This window comes from Pseudomonas sp. PGPR N4, assembly GCF_059693665.1.
Genome location: NZ_JCAUKV010000002.1, coordinates 760560 through 780358, shown reverse-complemented (window position 1 = coordinate 780358; position 19799 = coordinate 760560). Strand labels below are relative to the sequence as shown.

The 19799-nt window shown below is 59.4% G+C and carries 16 protein-coding genes; 7 read left to right on the top strand and 9 right to left on the bottom strand.

Annotated elements, in window-relative coordinates:
- Positions 1 to 113 precede the first annotated feature (113 nt).
- Both AC58X1_RS13205 and AC58X1_RS13200 read right to left on the bottom strand, forming a co-directional pair.
- Complete coding sequence (locus AC58X1_RS13205) at positions 114 to 1733, bottom strand: MFS transporter (RefSeq protein WP_101322772.1); 1620 nt, start codon at positions 1731 to 1733, stop codon at positions 114 to 116.
- Positions 1734 to 1830: 97 nt separating this feature from the next.
- Positions 1831 to 3480 carry a GMC family oxidoreductase gene (locus AC58X1_RS13200; RefSeq protein WP_101322773.1) on the bottom strand — a complete coding sequence of 550 codons (1650 nt, stop codon included), beginning with the start codon at positions 3478 to 3480 and terminating at the stop codon, positions 1831 to 1833.
- A 166-nt stretch (positions 3481 to 3646) separates the two neighbouring features.
- On the opposite strand from AC58X1_RS13200, the gene AC58X1_RS13195 reads away from it, so the two are divergent.
- Positions 3647 to 4534 carry a LysR family transcriptional regulator gene (locus tag AC58X1_RS13195; protein WP_101322774.1) on the top strand — a complete coding sequence of 296 codons (888 nt, stop codon included), beginning with the start codon at positions 3647 to 3649 and terminating at the stop codon, positions 4532 to 4534.
- Here AC58X1_RS13195 and AC58X1_RS13190 read toward each other — a convergent pair.
- From AC58X1_RS13190 to AC58X1_RS13180, 3 genes are read right to left on the bottom strand one after another with little or no spacing between them, the layout of a single operon-like run.
- Positions 4523 to 5377 carry a sulfite exporter TauE/SafE family protein gene (locus AC58X1_RS13190; protein ID WP_150570280.1) on the bottom strand — a complete coding sequence of 285 codons (855 nt, stop codon included), beginning with the start codon at positions 5375 to 5377 and terminating at the stop codon, positions 4523 to 4525. The two genes, AC58X1_RS13195 and AC58X1_RS13190, sit on opposite strands and share 12 nt — an antisense overlap.
- On the bottom strand, positions 5332 to 6612 hold the full coding sequence (locus AC58X1_RS13185; protein ID WP_150570281.1) for an NAD(P)/FAD-dependent oxidoreductase: 1281 nt from the start codon (positions 6610 to 6612) through the stop codon (positions 5332 to 5334). The genes AC58X1_RS13190 and AC58X1_RS13185 overlap by 46 nt, the downstream gene beginning before the upstream one ends.
- A 47-nt stretch (positions 6613 to 6659) precedes the next feature.
- The gene (locus AC58X1_RS13180; RefSeq protein ID WP_150570282.1) at positions 6660 to 7544 is read right to left on the bottom strand and encodes an MBL fold metallo-hydrolase; all 885 of its coding nucleotides are present in this window, start codon (positions 7542 to 7544) and stop codon (positions 6660 to 6662) included.
- 245 nt (positions 7545 to 7789) lie between these two features.
- Here AC58X1_RS13180 and AC58X1_RS13175 point away from each other — a divergent pair, with 245 nt between their 5' ends.
- Entirely contained in the window at positions 7790 to 9091 is a 1302-nt protein-coding gene (locus AC58X1_RS13175) for a sigma-54 interaction domain-containing protein (RefSeq protein ID WP_259075134.1), read from the top strand.
- Between the two features lie 182 nt (positions 9092 to 9273).
- Positions 9274 to 10329, top strand: coding sequence for an HAD family hydrolase (locus AC58X1_RS13170; protein ID WP_497428953.1), 1056 nt, complete (start codon positions 9274 to 9276; stop codon positions 10327 to 10329).
- A 112-nt stretch (positions 10330 to 10441) separates the two neighbouring features.
- On the opposite strand, the gene gyrB is transcribed toward AC58X1_RS13170, so the two are convergent.
- Genes gyrB through dnaA form a run of 4 tightly spaced genes read right to left on the bottom strand, consistent with a single transcriptional unit; the run spans position 10442 to position 16657 of the window.
- A complete protein-coding gene (gene gyrB, locus AC58X1_RS13165; RefSeq protein WP_101322780.1) occupies positions 10442 to 12862 on the bottom strand; it encodes a DNA topoisomerase (ATP-hydrolyzing) subunit B in 2421 nt (806 codons plus the stop codon).
- A gap of 4 nt (positions 12863 to 12866) precedes the next feature.
- The gene (gene recF / locus AC58X1_RS13160; RefSeq protein ID WP_101322781.1) at positions 12867 to 13970 is read right to left on the bottom strand and encodes a DNA replication/repair protein RecF; all 1104 of its coding nucleotides are present in this window, start codon (positions 13968 to 13970) and stop codon (positions 12867 to 12869) included.
- Between the two features lie 15 nt (positions 13971 to 13985).
- A complete protein-coding gene (dnaN, locus tag AC58X1_RS13155) occupies positions 13986 to 15089 on the bottom strand; it encodes a DNA polymerase III subunit beta (RefSeq protein ID WP_101322782.1) in 1104 nt (367 codons plus the stop codon).
- Between the two features lie 41 nt (positions 15090 to 15130).
- Positions 15131 to 16657 carry a chromosomal replication initiator protein DnaA gene (gene dnaA / locus AC58X1_RS13150; protein WP_497428952.1) on the bottom strand — a complete coding sequence of 509 codons (1527 nt, stop codon included), beginning with the start codon at positions 16655 to 16657 and terminating at the stop codon, positions 15131 to 15133.
- Positions 16658 to 17278: 621 nt separating this feature from the next.
- On the opposite strand from dnaA, the gene rpmH reads away from it, so the two are divergent.
- Genes rpmH through yidC form a run of 4 tightly spaced genes read left to right on the top strand, consistent with a single transcriptional unit; the run spans position 17279 to position 19757 of the window.
- Positions 17279 to 17413: a 50S ribosomal protein L34 gene (gene rpmH / locus AC58X1_RS13145; protein ID WP_002551315.1), complete on the top strand. Its 135-nt coding sequence runs from the start codon at positions 17279 to 17281 to the stop codon at positions 17411 to 17413.
- Between the two features lie 13 nt (positions 17414 to 17426).
- On the top strand, positions 17427 to 17831 hold the full coding sequence (gene rnpA, locus AC58X1_RS13140) for a ribonuclease P protein component (protein ID WP_101322784.1): 405 nt from the start codon (positions 17427 to 17429) through the stop codon (positions 17829 to 17831).
- On the top strand, positions 17824 to 18069 hold the full coding sequence (gene yidD, locus AC58X1_RS13135; RefSeq protein WP_101322785.1) for a membrane protein insertion efficiency factor YidD: 246 nt from the start codon (positions 17824 to 17826) through the stop codon (positions 18067 to 18069). The genes rnpA and yidD overlap by 8 nt, the downstream gene beginning before the upstream one ends.
- 2 nt (positions 18070 to 18071) lie before the next feature.
- Complete coding sequence (yidC, locus tag AC58X1_RS13130; RefSeq protein WP_101322786.1) at positions 18072 to 19757, top strand: membrane protein insertase YidC; 1686 nt, start codon at positions 18072 to 18074, stop codon at positions 19755 to 19757.
- The last annotated feature ends 42 nt before the right edge of the window (positions 19758 to 19799 follow it).

Genomic DNA, 19799 nt, shown 5'->3' with positions numbered 1-19799 from the left:
AAGTGATTGAAATTTATAGTTATTTATCTATGTGACAGTTTTTCGAAAACCGTGCATAAGTTTTTTTCGTGATTGAAAACGGGGGCTGCTGTGCAGCCCCCGGCTGTTTCAGATCAGACCTTGTCCAGGTCCACATCCTTGGTCTCTTTCAAACAGAATATCCCCACCACCAGGCTCACCCCGGTTATCAACACCGGGTACCACAGCCCATAGAAAATATCCCCGGTATACACCACCAGCGCGAACGATACGGTCGGCAGGAACCCACCGAACCAGCCGTTACCAATGTGGTACGGCAGGGACATCGAGGTATAGCGGATCCGCGTCGGGAACAGCTCGACCATCACCGCCGCCAGCGGGCCATAGGTCATGGTCGCGATCAGGATCATCGCTACAATCAGCGCTACCACCATGAACTCGTTGACCTGCGCAGGATCGGCCTTGGCCGGATACCCCGCCTGGGTAATCGCCGCACGCATTGCCGCTTCGTCGAAGCCGGTGATGGCCGTGTCGCCGATGTTCACCACGACATCACTGCCAGTCGCAGCAGCCGAGCTGTACGGCAGGCCCTGCTTGACCAGGAAGGTCTTGACCTTGTCGCACGGGCTGTCGAAACGCGCTTTGCCGACCGGGTCGAACTGGAAGGTGCAGCTGGCTGGGTCAGCCATCACCACAATGGGCGACTGACGGCTGGCGGCGTCGATCTGTGGGTTGGCGTAATGGCTCAGGGCCTTGAACAGCGGGAAGTACAGGACGGTTGCCAGCAGCAGGCCAACCATCAGGATCGGCTTGCGGCCAATGCGGTCAGACAGCCAACCGAAGAACACGAAGAACGGCGCGCCGATCACCACGCTGATGATCAGCAGAGTGTTGGCCTGGGCCGGGTCCATCTTGAGCATCTGGGTCATGAAGAACAGCACATAGAACTGCGCCGTGTAGAACGTTACTGCCTGACCGGCGTTGATGCTGAACAGTGCCGTCAGGACGATCTTGAGGTTGCTCCAATTGGTGAACGACTCACGAATCGGCGACTTGCTCAGCTTGCCCTGCGCCTTCATTTTCACGAAGGCTGGCGACTCGTGCATGCTCATGCGGATCCAGGTGGAAATCCCCAGCAGCACAATCGACAGCAGGAACGGCAGGCGCCAGCCCCAGGTTTCAAACTCATCACCGCTGATGTAGCGGCTACCCAGTACCACCAGCAACGACAGCAGCAGGCCCAGGGTCGCGGTCGACTGGATGAAGCCGGTATGGAAACCGCGCTTGCCGGGCGGTGCGTGCTCGGCCACGTAAGTTGCCGCGCCACCGTACTCGCCACCCAACGCCAGGCCTTGGAGCATGCGCAGAATCACCAGGATGATCGGCGCCGCGATACCAATGCTGGCATAGGTAGGCAACAGCCCGACCGCGAAGGTCGACAAGCCCATCAACACGATGGTGACCAGGAAGGTGTATTTACGCCCGATCATGTCGCCCAGGCGGCCGAACACCAGCGCGCCGAACGGCCTGACCAAGAAGCCCGCAGCGAATGCCATCAGGGCGAAGATGAACGCCGTGGTGTCGTTGACCCCCGCAAAGAACTGCTTGCTGATCACCGCCGCCAGAGCGCCGTACAGAAAAAAGTCATACCACTCGAAAACCGTCCCGAGGGATGACGCGAAAATGATCTTTCTTTCCTCGCGACGGCTGGTAGGGCTCGCCGCTGCTCCCTGCTCTTGAATGTAATCAGACATCGTTGCTGTCCTCGGCCCGCAGGCCACAGTGATTATTCTTGTTGTTCCACTGCCGGCAGGCCCTGATCACCAGCCGCCGCTTGTTGCACGCACCTGGTCAGGGCGTCGGTATTGCGCTTGCGTCGCTGAGGTAGGTTTGGGTTGCAGCTCCTTTGAGAATCAGTTGCGCCGCTTTCTCGGCGATCATTAGTGTCGGTGAACAGGTATTGCCGGAAACAATCTGCGGCATGATCGAGGCATCGGCCACGCGCAAGCCTGGGATGCCGTGCACACGCAGTTGATGGTCGACCACATCGAACGCGCCGCTGCCCATGCGGCACGTGCCGACCGGGTGGAAGATGGTGGTGCCGATCTTGCTCGCAGCCTCAAACAGCTCTTCTTCAGTGTTGAGCGCAGCGCCCGGCAGGTACTCGACCGGGTCGAAGGCGGCGAGGGCAGGGGCCTGGACGATGCGCCGGGTCATGCGAATGGCATCGGCGGCAACTCGCAGGTCTTGCGGGTCGCTCAGATAGTTAGGGTTGATCACAGGCTCGGCATGCAGATCGGCCGAGCGAATATCGATGCGCCCGCGGCTGGCGGGGCGCAGATTGCACACCGACGCGGTGAACGCCGGGAAGCGATGCAGCGGCTCACCGAAGCGCTCCAGTGAAAGCGGCTGGACGTGATATTGCAGATTGGCGCTGGCCTGCTCGGGGCTGGAGCGAACGAACGCGCCGAGCTGACTGGGCGCCATCGCCAGCGGGCCGCTGCGGTCGTATAGATAGCGCAGGCCCATGCCCATCTTGCCCCATAGGCTGTTGGCCATCTGGTTCAAGGTACGGGTGTTGCGGATCTGGTAGATCAGGCGCAGCTGCAGATGGTCCTGCAGGTTGCCGCCCACACCAGGCATGTCATGGCGTACGCCGATGCCGAGATCTTCAAGCAGCTTGCGCGGGCCGATGCCGGAACGTTGGAGGATACCCGGTGAACCGACCGAGCCTGCGCAGAGGATAATCTCCCGCCGCGCCTGAAACTCGTGCCACTCACCCTGCCAGCGAGCTTTGACCGCCGTAGCACGGGTATTGTCGAGCAGCACCTGGTCAACTTCGACGCCAGTGAGCAGAGTCAGGTTGGGCCGCTTGAGGATTGGCCGCAGAAAGGCTTTGGCCGCATTCCAGCGTACGCCGCTGCGCTGGTTGACCTGAAAGTATCCACAGCCTTGGTTGTCGCCGGTATTGAAGTCATCGACCTTGCCAATCCCGCTCTGCTCGGCGGCATCGCGGAAGGCGTCGAGGATCGGCCAGCTGTAGCGCTGCTGTTCGACCCGCCATTCGCCGTCGGCGCCGTGGCTGTCGCTGCTGCCGGCATAGTGATTCTCGCTGGCCTTGAACAGCGGCAGCACGTCTTTCCAGGCCCAGCCGTCGTTGCCTTGTTCAGCCCAGCGATCGTAGTCGCTGGCCTGGCCGCGCATGTAGATCATGCCGTTGATCGACGAGCAGCCGCCGAGCACCTTGCCGCGCGGATAACCCAGGCTGCGGCCGCCAAGGCCCGCTTGCGCCTCGGTCTTGAAGCACCAGTCGGTGCGCGGGTTACCGATGCAATAGAGGTAACCGACCGGGATGTGAATCCATGGATAGTTATCGCGCCCACCCGCTTCGAGCAGCAGCACCCGGCAGGATGGATCGGCGGACAAACGGTTGGCCAGCAAACATCCGGCTGGGCCAGCGCCTACAACGACATAGTCGTAGGCAGAATCGGCTGATGGCATGTGCGACCTCGGGCCTGATTATTATTCTTGCCGCTTTTGATCTTAGTGCGTAATTTCGCTAAGGAAACACGAGTTTTCGCTCAACCGCTGTGCGTTTTAGCACAGCCAATATCAGCCGTTTCCTGAGTAACCTGACAGCCGCTCACAGTTATGCACAGGGATAAGCATGTTCGACTGGAATGATCTGAGGTTCTTTCTCGAGTTGCAGCGCAGCGGCCGTCTGCTGACTGCAGCCAAGCGCTTGAACACCACCCACAGCACGGTGGCGCGGCATATCGAGGGCATCGAAAAGAGCCTGGGCACAGCGCTGTTCGTTCAACATGCACAGGGTTACGAGCTGACGCCGTCTGGCCAGGCACTGCTCAAGCATGCCGAAGCGATGGAGAACGTCGCGCTGTTGGCGCAGGAAGAGATCACCCAGGCGATAACGCCGCTGGGCAAGATCCGCCTGGGTGTCACCGAAGGCATCGGCATCATGTTCTTCACCCCACGCATGCGCGCCTTGTTCGAGCGCTATCCGGGCCTGGAAGTCGAACTGGTGGCGGTGCCGCGCTTCGTCAGCATCCTCAACCGCGAGGCAGAAATCAGCATTCATCTGGAACGGCCCAATGCCGACCTGTTGATAACTCGCAAGCTCACTGACTATCGGCTGGCGCTCTACGCCAGCCCCGAGTACCTCGAACGCTCACCGGCGCTGAACAGTCGTGAGGATCTGGCCCGTCACAGTTGGATTGGCTACGTCGACGATCTGCTGTTCAGCCAGGAGCTGCTGTTTCTCAACAGTTTCTGCCGTGCGCCGAATGTGATCTTTCGCAGCACCAGCGTCATCGCTCAGCAGCAGGCCGCACGCGCCGGCCTAGGCATCGCTGTGCTGCCCAACTACATGGCCAGGCATGATCCACAGCTGCGCCGGGTGCTGCCCAGCGAAACCATCCAGCGCAGCTACTGGATCTGCACCCGGCGCGAGTTGCACAAGTCAGTGCGCCTGCGGGTAGTCTGGGATTACCTGCTGGCGCTGTGTGCAGCAGAGCAGGCCGAACTGCTAGCCGAGTAGGCCCTTGCTCGCCAGCAGCAGCGCTGCGCCGATGCCGACCACGGCAAACACCTGCTGCAAGCGCGGCCCGGCCAACTTGCCGGCCAGTGGGCGCGCCAGTAGCAGGCCCATCACCGCACCTACCGCGAAGGGTGCACCTACCTGCCAGTGCATCACCCCGGCGACGCTGGCGCTGACTACGCTGCCGCAGGCAACCAGCGCAATCACCGCCAACGAGGTGGCGACAATGCTCTTCATCTCCAGGTTGGTATAACGGCTGAGTGCCGGAATGATGACGAAGCCGCCACCGACGCCCAGCAGTCCCGACAGTAAACCCGCCACACCGCCAGTCACGGCCAGGGCACGTGCGCAGGGCAAGGTCCAGCGCAGCCGCCCCTGCAAAGGGTTGAGTACACAGGGCATGATCAGCCGCTCGCCACACGGCGGCTCACCACGCAACTCGCGCGCCGCCTTGCGCCAGATGCGCAGGCAGGCATGGATCAGCACTGCGGCGAACACCAACGCCAGCGGTGCGTTGGGCAACCGATGAGCGAGCATCAAACCGAAAGGTGTTGCGCAGATACCGATCAGCGCAATGAACAACGCCGCGCGATAACGCACCAGGCCCTGGCGCAGCCCGAGCAGCGCACCGACTGACGCCGCCAGGCCGACTGCCAAAAGGCCAACTGGCGCCGCCTCGACCATATTCAAACCCAGCCCGAATACCAATAACGGCACTGCCAGAATGCCTCCGCCAGCACCGGTCAACGCCAGTACCGCTCCGATGATCGCGCCCAGCGCTGCACCCAGCACTTCGATCACGATTGCTTCTCGGTGCCGGCAGGTTGCGGCCGCGCCAGCCATTCACGGCCTTTGAGCATCCCATGCCAATACAGCGCAGGGAGCAGCCTCACCTTGAGTAGCCAGGCCAGCCGAGTAGGCTGCCGGCCGTCGAGCAACCACTGCGCAAAGCTGGGTGCCAGCGTACCGCCGTATTTGAATTCAGCCAGGACGATCTTGCCGCGCTCCACGGTCAACGGGCATGAACCGTAACCGTCATAGTGCGCGAGGGTGGGCGACCGGCCGAGCGCTACCAGCACGTTGTTGGCCACCACCGGCGCCTGCTTGCGCGCAGCCGCGGCAGTCTTGGCGTTACTGGTATTGATCGCATCACCCAGGCCGTGCACGTTGGCGAACTGCCGATGGCGCAGAGTGAACGGATCGACATCCAGCCAGCCCGCGCCATCCGCCAGCGGGCTGCTGCGGATGAACTCGGGCGCTACTTGCGGCGGCACCACGTGCAACATGTCGAAGGGCTCGACTCGCGTCTGCGTGCTGCCATCGGCCAGGCTGTGGATAAACGTCGCGCGCTTGCCCGGACCATCTACTGCCACCAGGCGGTGTGAATAGTTGAGATCCACCGCGTACTTGTCGATGTAGGCCATCAATGCGGGCACGTAGTCAGCAACGCCAAAAAGTACCGGACCCGAATTGTAGAAGCTGGCCTTGATGGCACCCAGGCGCTCACGCCGCAGCCAGTGATCACACGAAAGGTACAACGCCTTCTGTGGGGCGCCCGCACACTTGATGGGCATCGGGGGCTGGGTGAAGAGGGCGCGGCCTTGCTTGAGGTTCTGGACCAATTGCCAGGTGTAAGGTGCCAGGTCATAACGGTAGTTGGAGGTCACACCGTTGCGCCCGAGGGTTTCCGTGAGGCCCTCGATTGCCTGCCAGTCGAGAGTCAGGCCGGGGCAGACCACCAGCTGTTCGTAACTGATGATGCGGCCGTCCTCCACAACCACGCTTTGCGCTGCGGGATCAAAACTAATCACCCGCGCTTTTATAAATCGCACGCCTTTGGGGATGGCGCTGACCATGCTGCGCGCGGTGCTGGCAGCGCTGAATACACCAGCGCCGACCAGGGTCCAGCCGGGTTGGTAGTAGTGCACCTCAGCCGGGTCGATCAACGCAATATCGAGCGTCGGATCACGCTTGAACAAACTGGCGGCGGTGGCAATCCCCGCAGCACCAGCGCCGACGATCACCACCTTGTGATGGTCGATGCGCGTGCTATTGGCTGTGGATGGCAAGGCAGGCATGCGGGTATTCCTTTTCGATCTTGGTATGGGGACTAGGCCGGCGACGTTCAGAGCTGGTTCAGCGGGATTTTCAGGTAACGCACGCCGTTGCTCTCCGGTTCAGGCAACTGCCCGCTGCGCATGTTGACCTGGACGGCGGGCAGGATCAGTACCGGCATATCGAGGGTGGCGTCACGCGCTTCGCGCATGGCGACGAACTCGTCCTCGCTGATGCCCTGACGGATATGAATATTGCTGGCGCGCTGCTCGGCCACGGTGGTGACAAAACGCAGGGCGCGACCCTCGGGCAGGTAGTCATGGCACATGAACAGTTGGCTGTGGTCGGGGAAGGCGAGCAAACGCCGGATCGAGCGATACAGCGTGCGTGCGTCGGCACCGGGAAAATCGCATCGGGCAGTGCCGTAGTCAGGCATGAACAAGGTATCGCCGACAAACACCGCCTTCTCGCCAGCATCCTCGACCACGTAGCTCATGCACGCCGGGGTGTGCCCTGGGGTGTGTAGCGCACGGGCCCGCAGATTGCCGATCATCAGCACGTATTCATCTTCCAGCAACACGTCGAACTGGCTGCCGTCGCGGGCGAAACCGGGTTCGGCGTTGAACAGTGCTGCGAAGGTCTTCTGCACCTGGGTGATGTGCGAACCGATGGCAACCTGGCCGCCAAGCTTGGCTTTCAGATAGGCAGCAGCCGACAGGTGATCGGCGTGCACATGAGTTTCCAGAATCCACTGCACACTGGCGCCGAGCGCCTCGACCCGAGCGATCAGCTTGTCCGCCGAGCTGTGGCTGGTGCGTCCCGACTTGGGGTCGTAGTCGAGCACGCTGTCGATCAGCGCGCACTTGAGGGTCTGGCGGTCCATCACCAGGTAGCTGATGGTCGAAGTGGCCTCGTCGAACAGGCTCTCTACATGGATGTTGTTGCCGATGATCATCACACTCTCCAGATATCTGCAGCGCCTTGTTAGGCTTAGGCAGTAACCCAGGGTTTATCAAGATGCATGCCAGGGTTTCAATGAGGCGTTATGGCCCACCTGTCCGCAGTGCTACAGCTATCGCAGCGTTGTCTTCCTCACAATTCGCTGCCAGCACTGCCAGTGGTTGGCAGTCGACTGTCAGCCAATGGCAGTCACTGGCAGTCCTTGCTACGCTCGCCAGGTACCCGCAACCGGTTCTGGTCATGTCTGCGCTTTCCGCTTCTCATCCAGCCATCCTCGGCCTGGTGTCCTACCTTGAGCACGATGTGCACCCGTCGATCGTGCTCGACACCGACTACAACATCCTTGCGGCCAATGCTGCCTACCGGCGTCAGTTCGGCATCAATGACAGTGCACCGCTGGGCGAGAAATGTCATCGCGTCTCTCATCACTACGCGGTGCCCTGTGATCAGGCCGGCGAGCACTGCCCGATGCGCAAAGCCTGGGACAGCAAAGTGCCGGAGCGGGTCCTGCACATTCATCACACCCCACGCGGGCCCGAGCATGTCGACGTCGAGTTGCGGCCAATCCTCGATGAGCAGGGCAGGGTGGTTGCTTTCGTCGAGCGCCTTAACACCGTGACCCTGGCTGCCGCCCAGCCACAACAGCAAGGGCTGGTTGGCCGCGCGCCGGCGTTCCAGGCGGCGCTGGCCAGCTTGCAACGCGCCGCGCCGGCGCAGATTCCGGTGTTGCTGCAAGGTGAATCCGGCACGGGCAAGGAGTTGTTCGCCCGTGCCCTGCATCTGGGCAGCCCGCGCGCGACCGGCCCGCTGGTGGTGGTCGACTGCACCGGGCTCAATGACAGCCTGTTCGAGAGTGAGCTGTTCGGCTATGAGAAAGGCGCGTTCACTGGCGCGACCCAGCGCAAGATCGGTCTCGCCGAAGCGGCCCATGGCGGCACGCTGTTCCTCGACGAAATAGGTGAAGTGCCGCTGACCATGCAGGTCAAGTTGTTGCGACTGATCGAGTCGGGCAGCTTCCGCCCGGTGGGCAGTTTGCGCACCGTGCACTCAGACTTCCGCTTGATCTCGGCTACCCACAAGCCGCTCAAAGAGATGGTGGCAGCAGGTACCTTTCGCGAGGACCTGTACTACCGAATCAGCGGTTTTCCGATTCGCTTGCCAGCGCTACGCGAGCGAGTAGAGGACCTACCGATGCTGGCGCAGAGCTTGTTACAGCGCATGGCTGGCGCACATACCGTCACGCTGACACCTGAAGCGCAAGCGCGCCTGAGCTTGCATGCCTTCCCGGGCAATATCCGCGAGCTGCGCAATATCCTCGAACGCGCGCGATTGTTTGCCGATGACGGGCTGATCCGCCCAGAGTATTTGCCTGAGGACCTGGCCCCCGCCAGCTCGAATGTATCGACACGAGACTCGCGTAATTCGCTAGCCGACCTCGCGCAGTTGGTGGAGCAGTTCCAAGGGCCGCGCAGCGAGCTGGCGCAGGTACTGGGCATCAGTGAACGCACGCTGTATCGCCGGCTACGTGAGCTTGGGCTTTGAGAGGGTCGAATGCGCTGCTGTTCCACGTGGAACATGCCTGCGCAGGGACGTCGGATTTTGCACACTATGTCGCGATCAGCCGCGCAGACGACGCCTAGAGACCACCCACAGTCGCGCAGGCGTCAGCGCTGTAATTTATCTTTGCTACGGTCTCAGTTCTCATTGCAAGGGGGCGTACCGTCATGAAGCTCGTACCAAAAGTATTGGCTGCCGCGATCTGTCTCGGCCTAGCCAGCCAGGTGTGCGCGACTGAACTCAAGCACTGGCCAGAGCCTGCTGCCAAACAACTCGATGCCATGATCGCCGCGAATGCCAACAAGGGTAACTACGCGGTTTTCGACATGGACAACACCAGCTACCGCTTCGACCTTGAGGAAGCGCTGCTGCCGTTCATGGAAAACAAAGGGCTGATTACCCGCGATACACTGGACCCTTCCCTCAAGCTCATCCCCTTCAAAGACACTGCTGACCACAAAGAGAGTCTGTTCAGCTACTACTACCGCCTCTGTGAACTGGATGACATGGTTTGCTACCCATGGGTAGCGCAGGTGTTTTCGGGCTTCACCCTCCAAGAGCTGAAGGGTTACGTAGATGAGTTGATGGCTTCCAAGAAGCCAGTGCCGGCCACCTACTACGATGGCGACACGGTAAAAACCACCGAAGTCCAACCGCCCAAAGTCTTTACTGGCCAGACTGAGCTGTACAACAAGCTCATGGAAAACGGCATCGAGGTCTATGTGATCACTGCTGCGTCCGAGGAGCTGGTACGCATGGTCGCCTCTGATCCCAAGTATGGCTACAACGTCAAACCGGAAAATGTAATCGGTGTGACCACGCTGCTGAAAGATCGCACAACCGGTGTGCTGACCACAGCACGCAAGCAGATCAGCGCAGGCAAGTACGACGAGAAAGCCAACCTAGGTCTTGAGTTGACCCCTTACCTATGGACGCCGGCTACCTGGATGGCGGGCAAGCATGCGGCGATTCTGACGTACATCGACCAGTGGAAAAAGCCGGTACTGGCCGGGGGCGACACACCCACCAGTGACGGCTACATGCTGTTCCACGGGGTTGATGTCAGCAAAGGTGGCATTCACCTGTGGATTAACCGGAAGGACAAATACATGACTCAGCTCGACGGCATGATAAAAGCCAACGCCACTGCTCAGGCCAAGCAAGGCTTACCGGTGACGGCTGACAAGAACTGGGTGATCGTGAAGCCGGACGACATTCAATAAGAGGTAGTCCGCTGACAGGGCAGTGAAATACTGAAAAAAAAAAGCCCGCGACTGCGGGCTTTTTGTTGATCGGCGGGCCCAGGCTTGAGCAGCACCGGTCATTTACGGCAGATCAGAAGTCCAGGTTGGACACCGACAGCGCGTTGTTCTCGATGAACTCACGACGAGGTTCCACTGCGTCGCCCATCAAGGTATTGAAGATCTGATCAGCGGCGATCGCATCTTCGATGGTGACCTTGAGCATGCGGCGAACCGCTGGGTCCATAGTGGTCTCCCAGAGCTGATCCGGGTTCATCTCGCCCAGACCTTTGTAGCGCTGGATGGTGTGACGCTTGGCAGTCTCGTTCATCAGCCAGTCGAGGGCTTCCTTGAACTCGCTGACTGCCTTGCGCCGTTCGCCACGTTGCACGTAAGCGCCTTCACCGAACAGGGTGCTGATCTTGCCACCCAGGTTAACCACAGTGCGGTAGTCGTTGCTGCCGAAGAAGTCACGGTTGAAGGTGATGTAGCTTGCGAGGCCGTGGGAGGTGATTTCCACTTCCGGCAGCCAAACGTTGCGCTCTTTGTCTTCACGCAGGCTGGCGTTGTAGGCCAGGCCCGACTTCTGGTTGCTGTGCAGGCGAGCCTGGAAGGTTTTCAACCAAGCCTGCATGTGAGCGTGGTCACCCAACTGCTCCAGGGTGATTTCATCCATGTAGATGAAGTGCTCGGTCAGCTCCTGCGGATACAGGCGCGACAGACGCTTGAGGGTCTTCATCACACTGCGGAACTCTTGGACCAGACTTTCCAGCTGTACGCCGGAAACTGCTGGCGCCGATTCGTCCAGGTGCAGGCTGGCATCATCCAGAGCCGACTGGGTCATGTACTCTTCCATGGCCTCGTCGTCTTTGATGTACTGCTCCTGCTTGCCGCGCTTGACCTTGTACAGCGGTGGCTGAGCGATGTAGATGTAGCCGCGCTCGACCAGCTCCGGCAGCTGACGGAAGAAGAAGGTCAGCAGCAGGGTACGGATGTGCGAACCGTCGACGTCGGCATCGGTCATGATGATGATGTTGTGGTAACGCAGCTTGGCGATGTTGTACTCGTCGCGGCCGATACCACAGCCCAGCGCGGTGATCAGCGTACCGACTTCCTGGGACGAGATCATCTTGTCGAAGCGAGCTTTCTCGACGTTGAGGATCTTACCCTTCAACGGCAGGATCGCCTGGGTACGACGGTTACGGCCTTGCTTGGCCGAACCACCTGCGGAGTCACCCTCCACCAGGTACAGTTCAGACAGGGCAGGGTCTTTCTCCTGGCAGTCAGCCAGTTTCCCCGGCAGGCCAGCGATGTCCAGTGCACCTTTACGGCGAGTCATCTCACGTGCTTTACGCGCAGCTTCACGAGCACGGGCAGCGTCGATCATCTTGCCGACCACAGCCTTGGCTTCGTTGGGGTTTTCCAACAGGAAGTCAGAGAAGAACTTGTTCATCTCTTGTTCGACGGCGGTTTTCACCTCCGACGAGACCAGCTTGTCTTTGGTCTGCGAGCTGAACTTCGGATCCGGTACCTTCACCGAGATAATCGCGGTCAGGCCTTCCCGGGCGTCGTCACCCGTGGTTGCAACCTTGTTCTTCTTGGCCAGGCCCTCTTGCTCAATGTAAGCATTCAGGCTGCGGGTCAACGAAGAACGGAAGCCGACCAGGTGAGTACCACCGTCGCGCTGCGGAATGTTGTTGGTGAAGCACAACAGGTTTTCGTTGAAGCTGTCGTTCCACTGCAGGGCAACTTCAACACCGACGCCATCTTCACGCTGGGTGCTGAAGTGGAAGACCTGGCTGTTCACCGGCGTCTTGTTGGTGTTCAGATACTCGACAAATGCGCGCAGGCCGCCTTCATATTTGAAGAGCTCTTCTTTGCCACTGCGCTCATCTTTCAACAGAATGCCAACACCCGAGTTCAGGAACGACAACTCGCGAATACGCTTGGCCAGAATGTCCCAGCTGAAGTGGATATTCTTGAAGGTGTCAGCAGACGGCTTGAAGTGGATATGGGTACCCGTGCTGTCGCTTTCGCCAACAACCGCCATAGGCGCTTGCGGTACGCCGTGGACGTAAGTCTGTTCCCAGACCTTGCCACTACGGCGTACGGTCAGAATGAGTTGCTCAGAAAGGGCGTTCACTACCGAAACGCCAACACCGTGCAGACCGCCGGATACTTTGTACGAGTTGTCGTCGAACTTACCACCGGCGTGCAGCACAGTCATGATGACTTCAGCAGCTGAGACGCCTTCTTCTTTATGGACGTCGACCGGAATACCACGGCCGTTGTCGCGGACGCTAATGGATTCGTCCGGATGGATGATGACGGTGATGTCATCGCAGTGACCGGCGAGGGCTTCGTCGATCGAGTTGTCGACCACCTCGAAGACCATGTGGTGCAGGCCGCTGCCATCATCGGTGTCGCCGATATACATGCCGGGACGTTTGCGTACGGCATCAAGCCCTTTCAGCACTTTAATGCTGGACGAGTCGTACGTTTGATTTTCGCTCATGCCTTCACTCCCGATGGTCGTGGGTCTGGGTGATACGGCCCTGTTCCACGTGGAACAAAGCAACTGGCGTTTCCGTCTGCCAGCCTTCCCTCAGTAATTCGTGATCTACACAGGTGATGAACACCTGGCAGCGTAATTCTTCAAGCAAGCGGCACAGTGCGCGGCGATGCTGCTCGTCCAGCTCAGACGGCAGGTCATCTACGAGATAGATACAAAGACCGCGGCGAGCCTGGCTAACCAGATGACCTTGGGCGATGCGCAATGCGCACACCACAAGTTTCTGTTGCCCACGGGACAAGATATCCGCAGCGTTGTTTGCACCAATACGCAGGCGCAAATCTGCACGTTGCGGACCGGCCTGGGTATGGCCAATCTGCTGATCGCGTTGAAGAGAAGTGGCGAGGACCTCGTTAAGTTCCCGGTCCTTGTCCCAGCCGCGATAGTAGCTCAAGGTCAATCCGTCCAGCTCGACCAGTTCGCTCAGGGTACGCTCGAAGACGGGCTTCAAGGCCTTGATGTAGGTGCGACGGTATTCATCTATCTCCGCGCTCGCCAGGCACAATTCTCGATCCCAGGCGGCTTGCGAAGCAGCGTCAAGTGTACCATGCCGCAACCATGAGTTCCGCTGCCGCAGCGCCTTCTGCAAGCGCTGCCAAGCACCGAGGAAACGTGGTTCCACGTGGAACACTCCCCAGTCGAGAAACTGCCGACGTATTTTCGGAGCGCCCTCGAGCAGACGAAAGCTGTCCGGGTTGATCAATTGCAGCGGCAGTAGCTCGGCAAGCTGCGCAGCACTGCGAGCGTTCTGCCCATCGATGCGAATGGTGAAGTCGCCCTGGCGCTCGCGTGATACACCCAGGTTGCTGGTGCCACCTTCGGCCAGTTGCACTTCACCAAAGACGGTACAGGTCGGCTGCTCGTACTGGATAACCGGCGTCAGTCGGGTGCTGCGAAATGATCGAGCCAGACCCAGAAGGTACACGGCTTCAAGCACGCTGGTCTTGCCGCTGCCGTTGGCGCCGTAAAGGATGTTGATGCGGGGGGAGGGCGTGAGGGTCACTGGGTGCAGGTTGCGCACCGCAGTGACCATGATACGTCGTAGGGACATTCGCTCAGCTACAGATCACAGGCGCATCGGCATGACGACGTAGGACGAGTCATCGTTGCCAGCTTCCTGCAGCAGGGCACTGCTGTTGGAGTCGGATAGAATCAGACGAACCTGTTCTGTGGTCATTACGCCCAGCACGTCCAGCAAGTAGCTGACGTTGAAGCCGATCTCCAGCGCGCTGCCGTTATAGTCGACGCTGATTTCTTCCTCAGCTTCTTCCTGCTCAGGGTTGTTGGCCTGGATTTTCAGTTGGCCGGCGGCCAACTGCAGGCGAATCCCGCGGTACTTCTCGTTGGACAGAATCGCAGTACGGCTGAAAGCTTCACGCAATGCCTGACGATCACCCACCACCAGCTTGTCACCGCCTTTAGGCAGCACACGCTCGTAGTCTGGGAACTTGCCGTCTACCAGCTTGGAGGTAAAGGTGAATTCACCGGTGGTGGCGCGGATATGGTGCTGGCCGAGTACGATACTGACCATGCCTTCCGGATCGGTCAGCAAACGCGCCAGCTCCAGGATACCTTTGCGTGGCACGATCACCTGGTGCCGGTCAGCTTGCTCGATTCCTGCGGTCATCGAGCACATCGCCAGGCGATGGCCGTCAGTAGCAACGGCGCGCAGGGTGCCTGGGGACACTTCAAGCAGCATACCGTTGAGGTAGTAGCGCACGTCCTGCTGAGCCATGGCGAAGCTGGTGCGCTCGATCAGACGGCGCAGGCGGCTCTGCTCCAGGTCGCAGGTCAGCGAGCCTGGGCCTTCTTCAACAGTCGGGAAGTCATTGGCGGGCAGCGTCGACAGGGTGAAGCGGCTGCGACCGGCTTTAACCAGCAGCTTCTGCTCATCAACCTTGATGTCGATCAGCGCGTCACTTGGCAAGCTCTTGCAGATGTCCATCAGCTTACGTGCCGGGACAGTGATTTCGCCTGGCTCGGCTGGTTCTTCCAGCTGCACGCGACCAACCAGTTCGACTTCCAGGTCGGTACCGGTCAACGACAGCTGCTGGCCTTGTACGACCAACAGGACGTTGGACAGGACCGGCAAGGTCTGGCGACGCTCGACGACACCTGCGACCAGTTGCAGGGGTTTCAACAGGGCTTCGCGTTGAATGGTGAAATGCATGGTCTAGTCCCTTGCCTTCAAAATGGCTGCGCCGGCGATCATCATGTCGTCAGCGTCCGCAGCAGGTTCTTGTAGTCCTCGCGGATGTCCGCATCGGATTCTTTCAGTTCGTTGATCTTGCGGCAGGCGTGCAGCACGGTGGTGTGGTCGCGGCCGCCAAACATATCGCCAATCTCTGGCAAGCTGTGGTTGGTCAGCTCTTTGGACAACGCCATGGCTACCTGACGCGGACGCGCTACCGAGCGCGAGCGACGCTTGGACAGCAGATCGGAGATCTTGATCTTGTAGTACTCAGCGACGGTGCGCTGAATGTTATCCACACTGACCAATTTATCCTGCAGCGCCAGCAAGTCCTTCAGCGACTCGCGGATCAGCTCGATGGTGATATCGCGGCCCATGAAGTGCGAGTGAGCGATGACCCGCTTCAGCGCGCCCTCCAGCTCACGCACGTTGGAACGAATACGCTGGGCAATGAAGAAGGCTGCGTCATGCGGCAAATCCACCTTGGCCTGGTCGGCCTTCTTCATCAGGATCGCAACGCGGGTCTCGAGTTCTGGCGGCTCGACTGCAACAGTCAAACCCCAGCCGAAGCGCGATTTCAGACGCTCTTCAAGGCCTTCGATTTCCTTCGGATAGCGGTCGCTGGTCAAAATCACCTGCTGACCGCCTTCAAGCAAGGCGTTGAAGGTGTGGAAAAACTCTTCCTGCGAACGCTCCTTGCGGGCGAAGAACTGAATGTCATCGATCAGCAGCGCATCGACTGAGCGGTAGAAGCGCTTGAACTCGTTGATGGCATTGAGCTGCAGCGCCTTGACCATGTCGGCCACGAAGCGCTCGGAATGCAGGTACACCACCTTGGCATTCGGGTTCTTCTTCAGCAGGTGGTTACCCACAGCGTGCATCAAGTGAGTTTTCCCCAGGCCTACACCGCCATACAGAAAGAGCGGGTTGTAACCATGCTTGGGGTTATCCGCCACCTGCCATGCAGCCGCACGGGCAAGTTGGTTGGATTTACCTTCCACAAACGTATCGAAGGTGAACGTGCGGTTCAGATAGCTGGTGTGCTTGAGCGCACCTTCTACCTGCACAGTGCGCTGTTCAGTGCGCCCAGGTGCAGTTGGCTGCACGGGCGTATCGCCGCCCATCGAGTCAAAGCTGTGGCGCGAAGTCGGCTCTTCGACCTCGTTGACCATTACCGGCTCGATCGATTTGGCCGCAGTGCGCTCTTCAGACGGAGCCGCAGGTACAGGCTGCTGAGACTGTGCAATCGCTGCCGCCGCAGCACTGACCGGGGCGTTGGGAGCTGCGCGTGCTGCAGAACTGCGGCGGCTGCCTATCAACAAGGACAGCGCCGGTGCGATGCCGCTGCCGTGCTCACCCAGCAGCTCAAGCAGCCGGCCCAGGTACTTTTCATTGACCCAGTCGAGGACGAAGCGATTAGGCGCGTATACGCGCAGCTCGTCGCCTTCGGCTTCGACCTGTAGTGGACGGATCCAGGTGTTGAATTGCTGGGCAGGCAGTTCGTCGCGCAGAAGCTCCACGCACTGCTGCCAAAGTTCCACTGACACGGATATCCCCTGAGTTGAAAGCCGGATGAGGCAAAAAGCAAACCGCCATTGTACCGGGCGGGTGAGTACTTATCCACATAAGAGCGGCATGGATGGCGTGCCAAAGCAGCCAATTCATGTCCGAAAAGCCATCTTAACCCCTGAATAAGCTCTGTGGATAACCCCACATAAGGGCTATGCACAACCCTGGGTTGAAGCCTGTGGATAAAACCCCTGTGGATAAACAGCCATTCGATCCACAGGTTTCGACCATGCGCAGCACAAGCGCAGCACCTGTTTCTGACAGAGTCTACGATCTCTGTACATAGCATGGATAAAGGGCTGCGTAATGTTATCCACAGAAAAGGCTGTGTATAAGATCTATAAGTTATTCAGAAAAGCTTTATATATGCCTCTTTTATATTTTCATATTGAGCGTGTCTGTGAAAAGCGCTCAGGCCGATGACACACTCGGTCCAGCACACCTCATCCACCTCATCCACCTCGCCGATGAAAAAAGTGCTGCCATCCATAAGGAAAGGCTGGTTGGAAATTGACCTATTGGCTTGCTTTCTCTAGAATCGCCGATCTCTTAAAACGGGGGCCATTCCGGCCCGTGTCGTCGAACCCAGGTAACACGCCATGAAACGTACTTTCCAACCAAGCACCATCAAGCGCGCGCGCACCCACGGCTTCCGTGCCCGTATGGCCACCAAGAACGGTCGTGCAGTACTGTCGCGTCGTCGCGCCAAAGGCCGTAAGCGTCTGGCCGTTTGATTTTTCGGCACAGGTGGTGAGTCAGGACTTCAGTCGGGATAAGCGACTGCTTACAGCCCGGCACTTCAAAGCGGTCTTCGACTCGCCAACTGGCAAGGTTCCAGGCAAAAGCCTGCTTATCCTTGCCCGCGAGAACGGCCTCGATCACCCGCGCCTCGGCTTGGTGATCGGCAAGAAGAGCGTCAAGCTTGCCGTTCAACGCAATCGCCTCAAACGTTTGATGCGTGATTCCTTTCGTCTGAATCAGCAGAGTCTTGCTGGGCTGGACATTGTGATCGTCGCGCGCAAAGGCTTGGGCGAGGTAGAAAACCCAGAATTGCACCAACACTTTGGCAAACTCTGGAAGCGCCTGGCTCGCAGTCGGCCCTCTCCAGCGGTAACTGCCGATCCTGCAGGGGTAGACAGTCCAGATGCGTAAACTGGCCCTCGTTCCGATCCAGTTTTACCGTTACGCCATTAGTCCTCTGATGGCCAGCCACTGTCGTTTCTACCCCAGCTGCTCCTGTTACGCCTACGAAGCCATTGAAAACCATGGCCTCTTGCGTGGCGGGTGGCTAGCCGTTCGTCGCCTGGGGCGTTGTAATCCGTGGAACGACGGCGGTTTCGATCCCGTCCCACCCGCTCCCTCCTCCCGAACTTCTTCGATAGCCGAGTAATCATGGATATTAAACGCACGATCCTGATCGTCGCCCTGGCAATCGTGGCCTACGTGCTGGTCCTTAAATGGAACCAGGACTACGGTCAGGCTGCTCTGCCGACTCAGCATACTGCTGCCAGCAACGCTGCACCGGCTTTGCCGGACACCGTACCGGCTGGTAACAACGACGGCGCCAGCGCCGACGTGCCGAGCGCCAATGCTGATGCCAGCCCGGCCGAACTGGCTCCAGTGGCCGTCAGCAAGGACCTGATCCGCGTCAAGACCGACGTCCTTGATCTGGCTATCGACCCGGTCGGTGGTGACATCGTCCAGCTGAACCTGCCGCAATTCCCGCGTCGTCAGGATCATCCGGATATCCCGTTCCAGCTGTTCGACAACGGCAATGAGCGCACCTACCTGGCCCAAAGCGGCCTGACCGGCGCCAATGGCCCGGACGCCCGCGCCACCGGTCGCCCTGTATATGCCGCCGAGCAGAAGAGCTTCCAGCTGGCCGATGGCCAGGAACAACTGGTCGTCGACCTGAAGTTCAGCGAGAACGGCGTCAACTACATCAAGCGCTTCAGCTTCAAGCGCGGCGAGTACGATCTGACCGTCAGCTACCTGATCGACAACCAGAGCGGCCAGGCCTGGTCGGGCAACATGTTTGCTCAGCTCAAGCGTGATGCCAGCTCCGATCCATCGTCGAGCACCGCGACCGGTACCGCGACCTACCTGGGCGCTGCCCTGTGGACGCCGTCCGAGCCGTACAAGAAAGTGTCGATGAAAGACATCGACAAGGGCAGCCTGAAAGAAACCGTATCCGGTGGCTGGGTTGCCTGGCTGCAGCACTACTTCGTAACTGCCTGGATTCCGGCCAAGTCGGACAACAACGTCCTGCAGACCCGGAAAGACAGCCAAGGCAACTACATCATCGGCTACACCGGCCCGGCGCTCAGCGTGCCTGCTGGTGGCAAGGTCGAAACCAGCGCCATGCTGTACGCCGGTCCGAAGATTCAGTCCAAGCTCAAGGAGTTGTCCCCAGGCCTGGAACTGACCGTCGACTACGGCTTCCTGTGGTTCATTGCCCAGCCGATCTTCTGGCTGCTGCAACATATCCACAGCCTGCTGGGTAACTGGGGCTGGTCGATCATCGTCCTGACGATGCTGATCAAAGGTCTGTTCTTCCCGCTGTCGGCTGCCAGCTACCGTTCGATGGCGCGCATGCGTGCCGTATCGCCGAAACTGGCCGCGCTGAAGGAACGCTTCGGTGACGATCGCCAGAAGATGTCCCAGGCGATGATGGAGCTGTACAAGAAAGAGAAGATCAACCCGCTCGGTGGCTGCTTGCCGATCCTGGTGCAGATGCCGGTGTTCCTGGCCCTGTACTGGGTTCTGCTGGAAAGCGTAGAGATGCGCCAGGCACCATGGATGCTGTGGATTACCGACCTGTCGATCAAGGATCCGTTCTTCATCCTGCCGATTATCATGGGCGCGACCATGTTCATTCAGCAGCGCCTGAACCCAACCCCGCCGGATCCGATGCAGGCGAAGGTCATGAAAATGATGCCAATCATCTTCACCTTCTTCTTCCTGTGGTTCCCAGCTGGTCTGGTGCTGTACTGGGTTGTGAACAACTGCCTGTCGATTTCGCAGCAGTGGTACATCACTCGCCGTATCGAAGCAGCCTCCAAAAGTGCTGCCGCCTAACAGGCTGATACGCTAGCCTGTGAATAAAAACGCCCCCTCGTG

Bases quoted from the DNA above. Each gene is read 5' to 3' on its own strand.
- AC58X1_RS13205 (WP_101322772.1), bottom strand. From the start codon at position 1,733: ATGTCTGATTACATTCAAGAGCAGGGAGCAGCGGCGAGCCCTACCAGC.
- AC58X1_RS13200 (WP_101322773.1), bottom strand. From the start codon at position 3,480: ATGCCATCAGCCGATTCTGCCTACGACTATGTCGTTGTAGGCGCTGGC.
- AC58X1_RS13195 (WP_101322774.1), top strand. From the start codon at position 3,647: ATGTTCGACTGGAATGATCTGAGGTTCTTTCTCGAGTTGCAGCGCAGC.
- AC58X1_RS13190 (WP_150570280.1), bottom strand. From the start codon at position 5,377: ATGGCTGGCGCGGCCGCAACCTGCCGGCACCGAGAAGCAATCGTGATC.
- AC58X1_RS13185 (WP_150570281.1), bottom strand. From the start codon at position 6,612: ATGCCTGCCTTGCCATCCACAGCCAATAGCACGCGCATCGACCATCAC.
- AC58X1_RS13180 (WP_150570282.1), bottom strand. From the start codon at position 7,544: ATGATCATCGGCAACAACATCCATGTAGAGAGCCTGTTCGACGAGGCC.
- AC58X1_RS13175 (WP_259075134.1), top strand. From the start codon at position 7,790: ATGTCTGCGCTTTCCGCTTCTCATCCAGCCATCCTCGGCCTGGTGTCC.
- AC58X1_RS13170 (WP_497428953.1), top strand. From the start codon at position 9,274: ATGAAGCTCGTACCAAAAGTATTGGCTGCCGCGATCTGTCTCGGCCTA.
- gyrB (WP_101322780.1), bottom strand. From the start codon at position 12,862: ATGAGCGAAAATCAAACGTACGACTCGTCCAGCATTAAAGTGCTGAAA.
- recF (WP_101322781.1), bottom strand. From the start codon at position 13,970: ATGTCCCTACGACGTATCATGGTCACTGCGGTGCGCAACCTGCACCCA.
- dnaN (WP_101322782.1), bottom strand. From the start codon at position 15,089: ATGCATTTCACCATTCAACGCGAAGCCCTGTTGAAACCCCTGCAACTG.
- rpmH (WP_002551315.1), top strand. From the start codon at position 17,279: ATGAAACGTACTTTCCAACCAAGCACCATCAAGCGCGCGCGCACCCAC.
- yidD (WP_101322785.1), top strand. From the start codon at position 17,824: ATGCGTAAACTGGCCCTCGTTCCGATCCAGTTTTACCGTTACGCCATT.
- yidC (WP_101322786.1), top strand. From the start codon at position 18,072: ATGGATATTAAACGCACGATCCTGATCGTCGCCCTGGCAATCGTGGCC.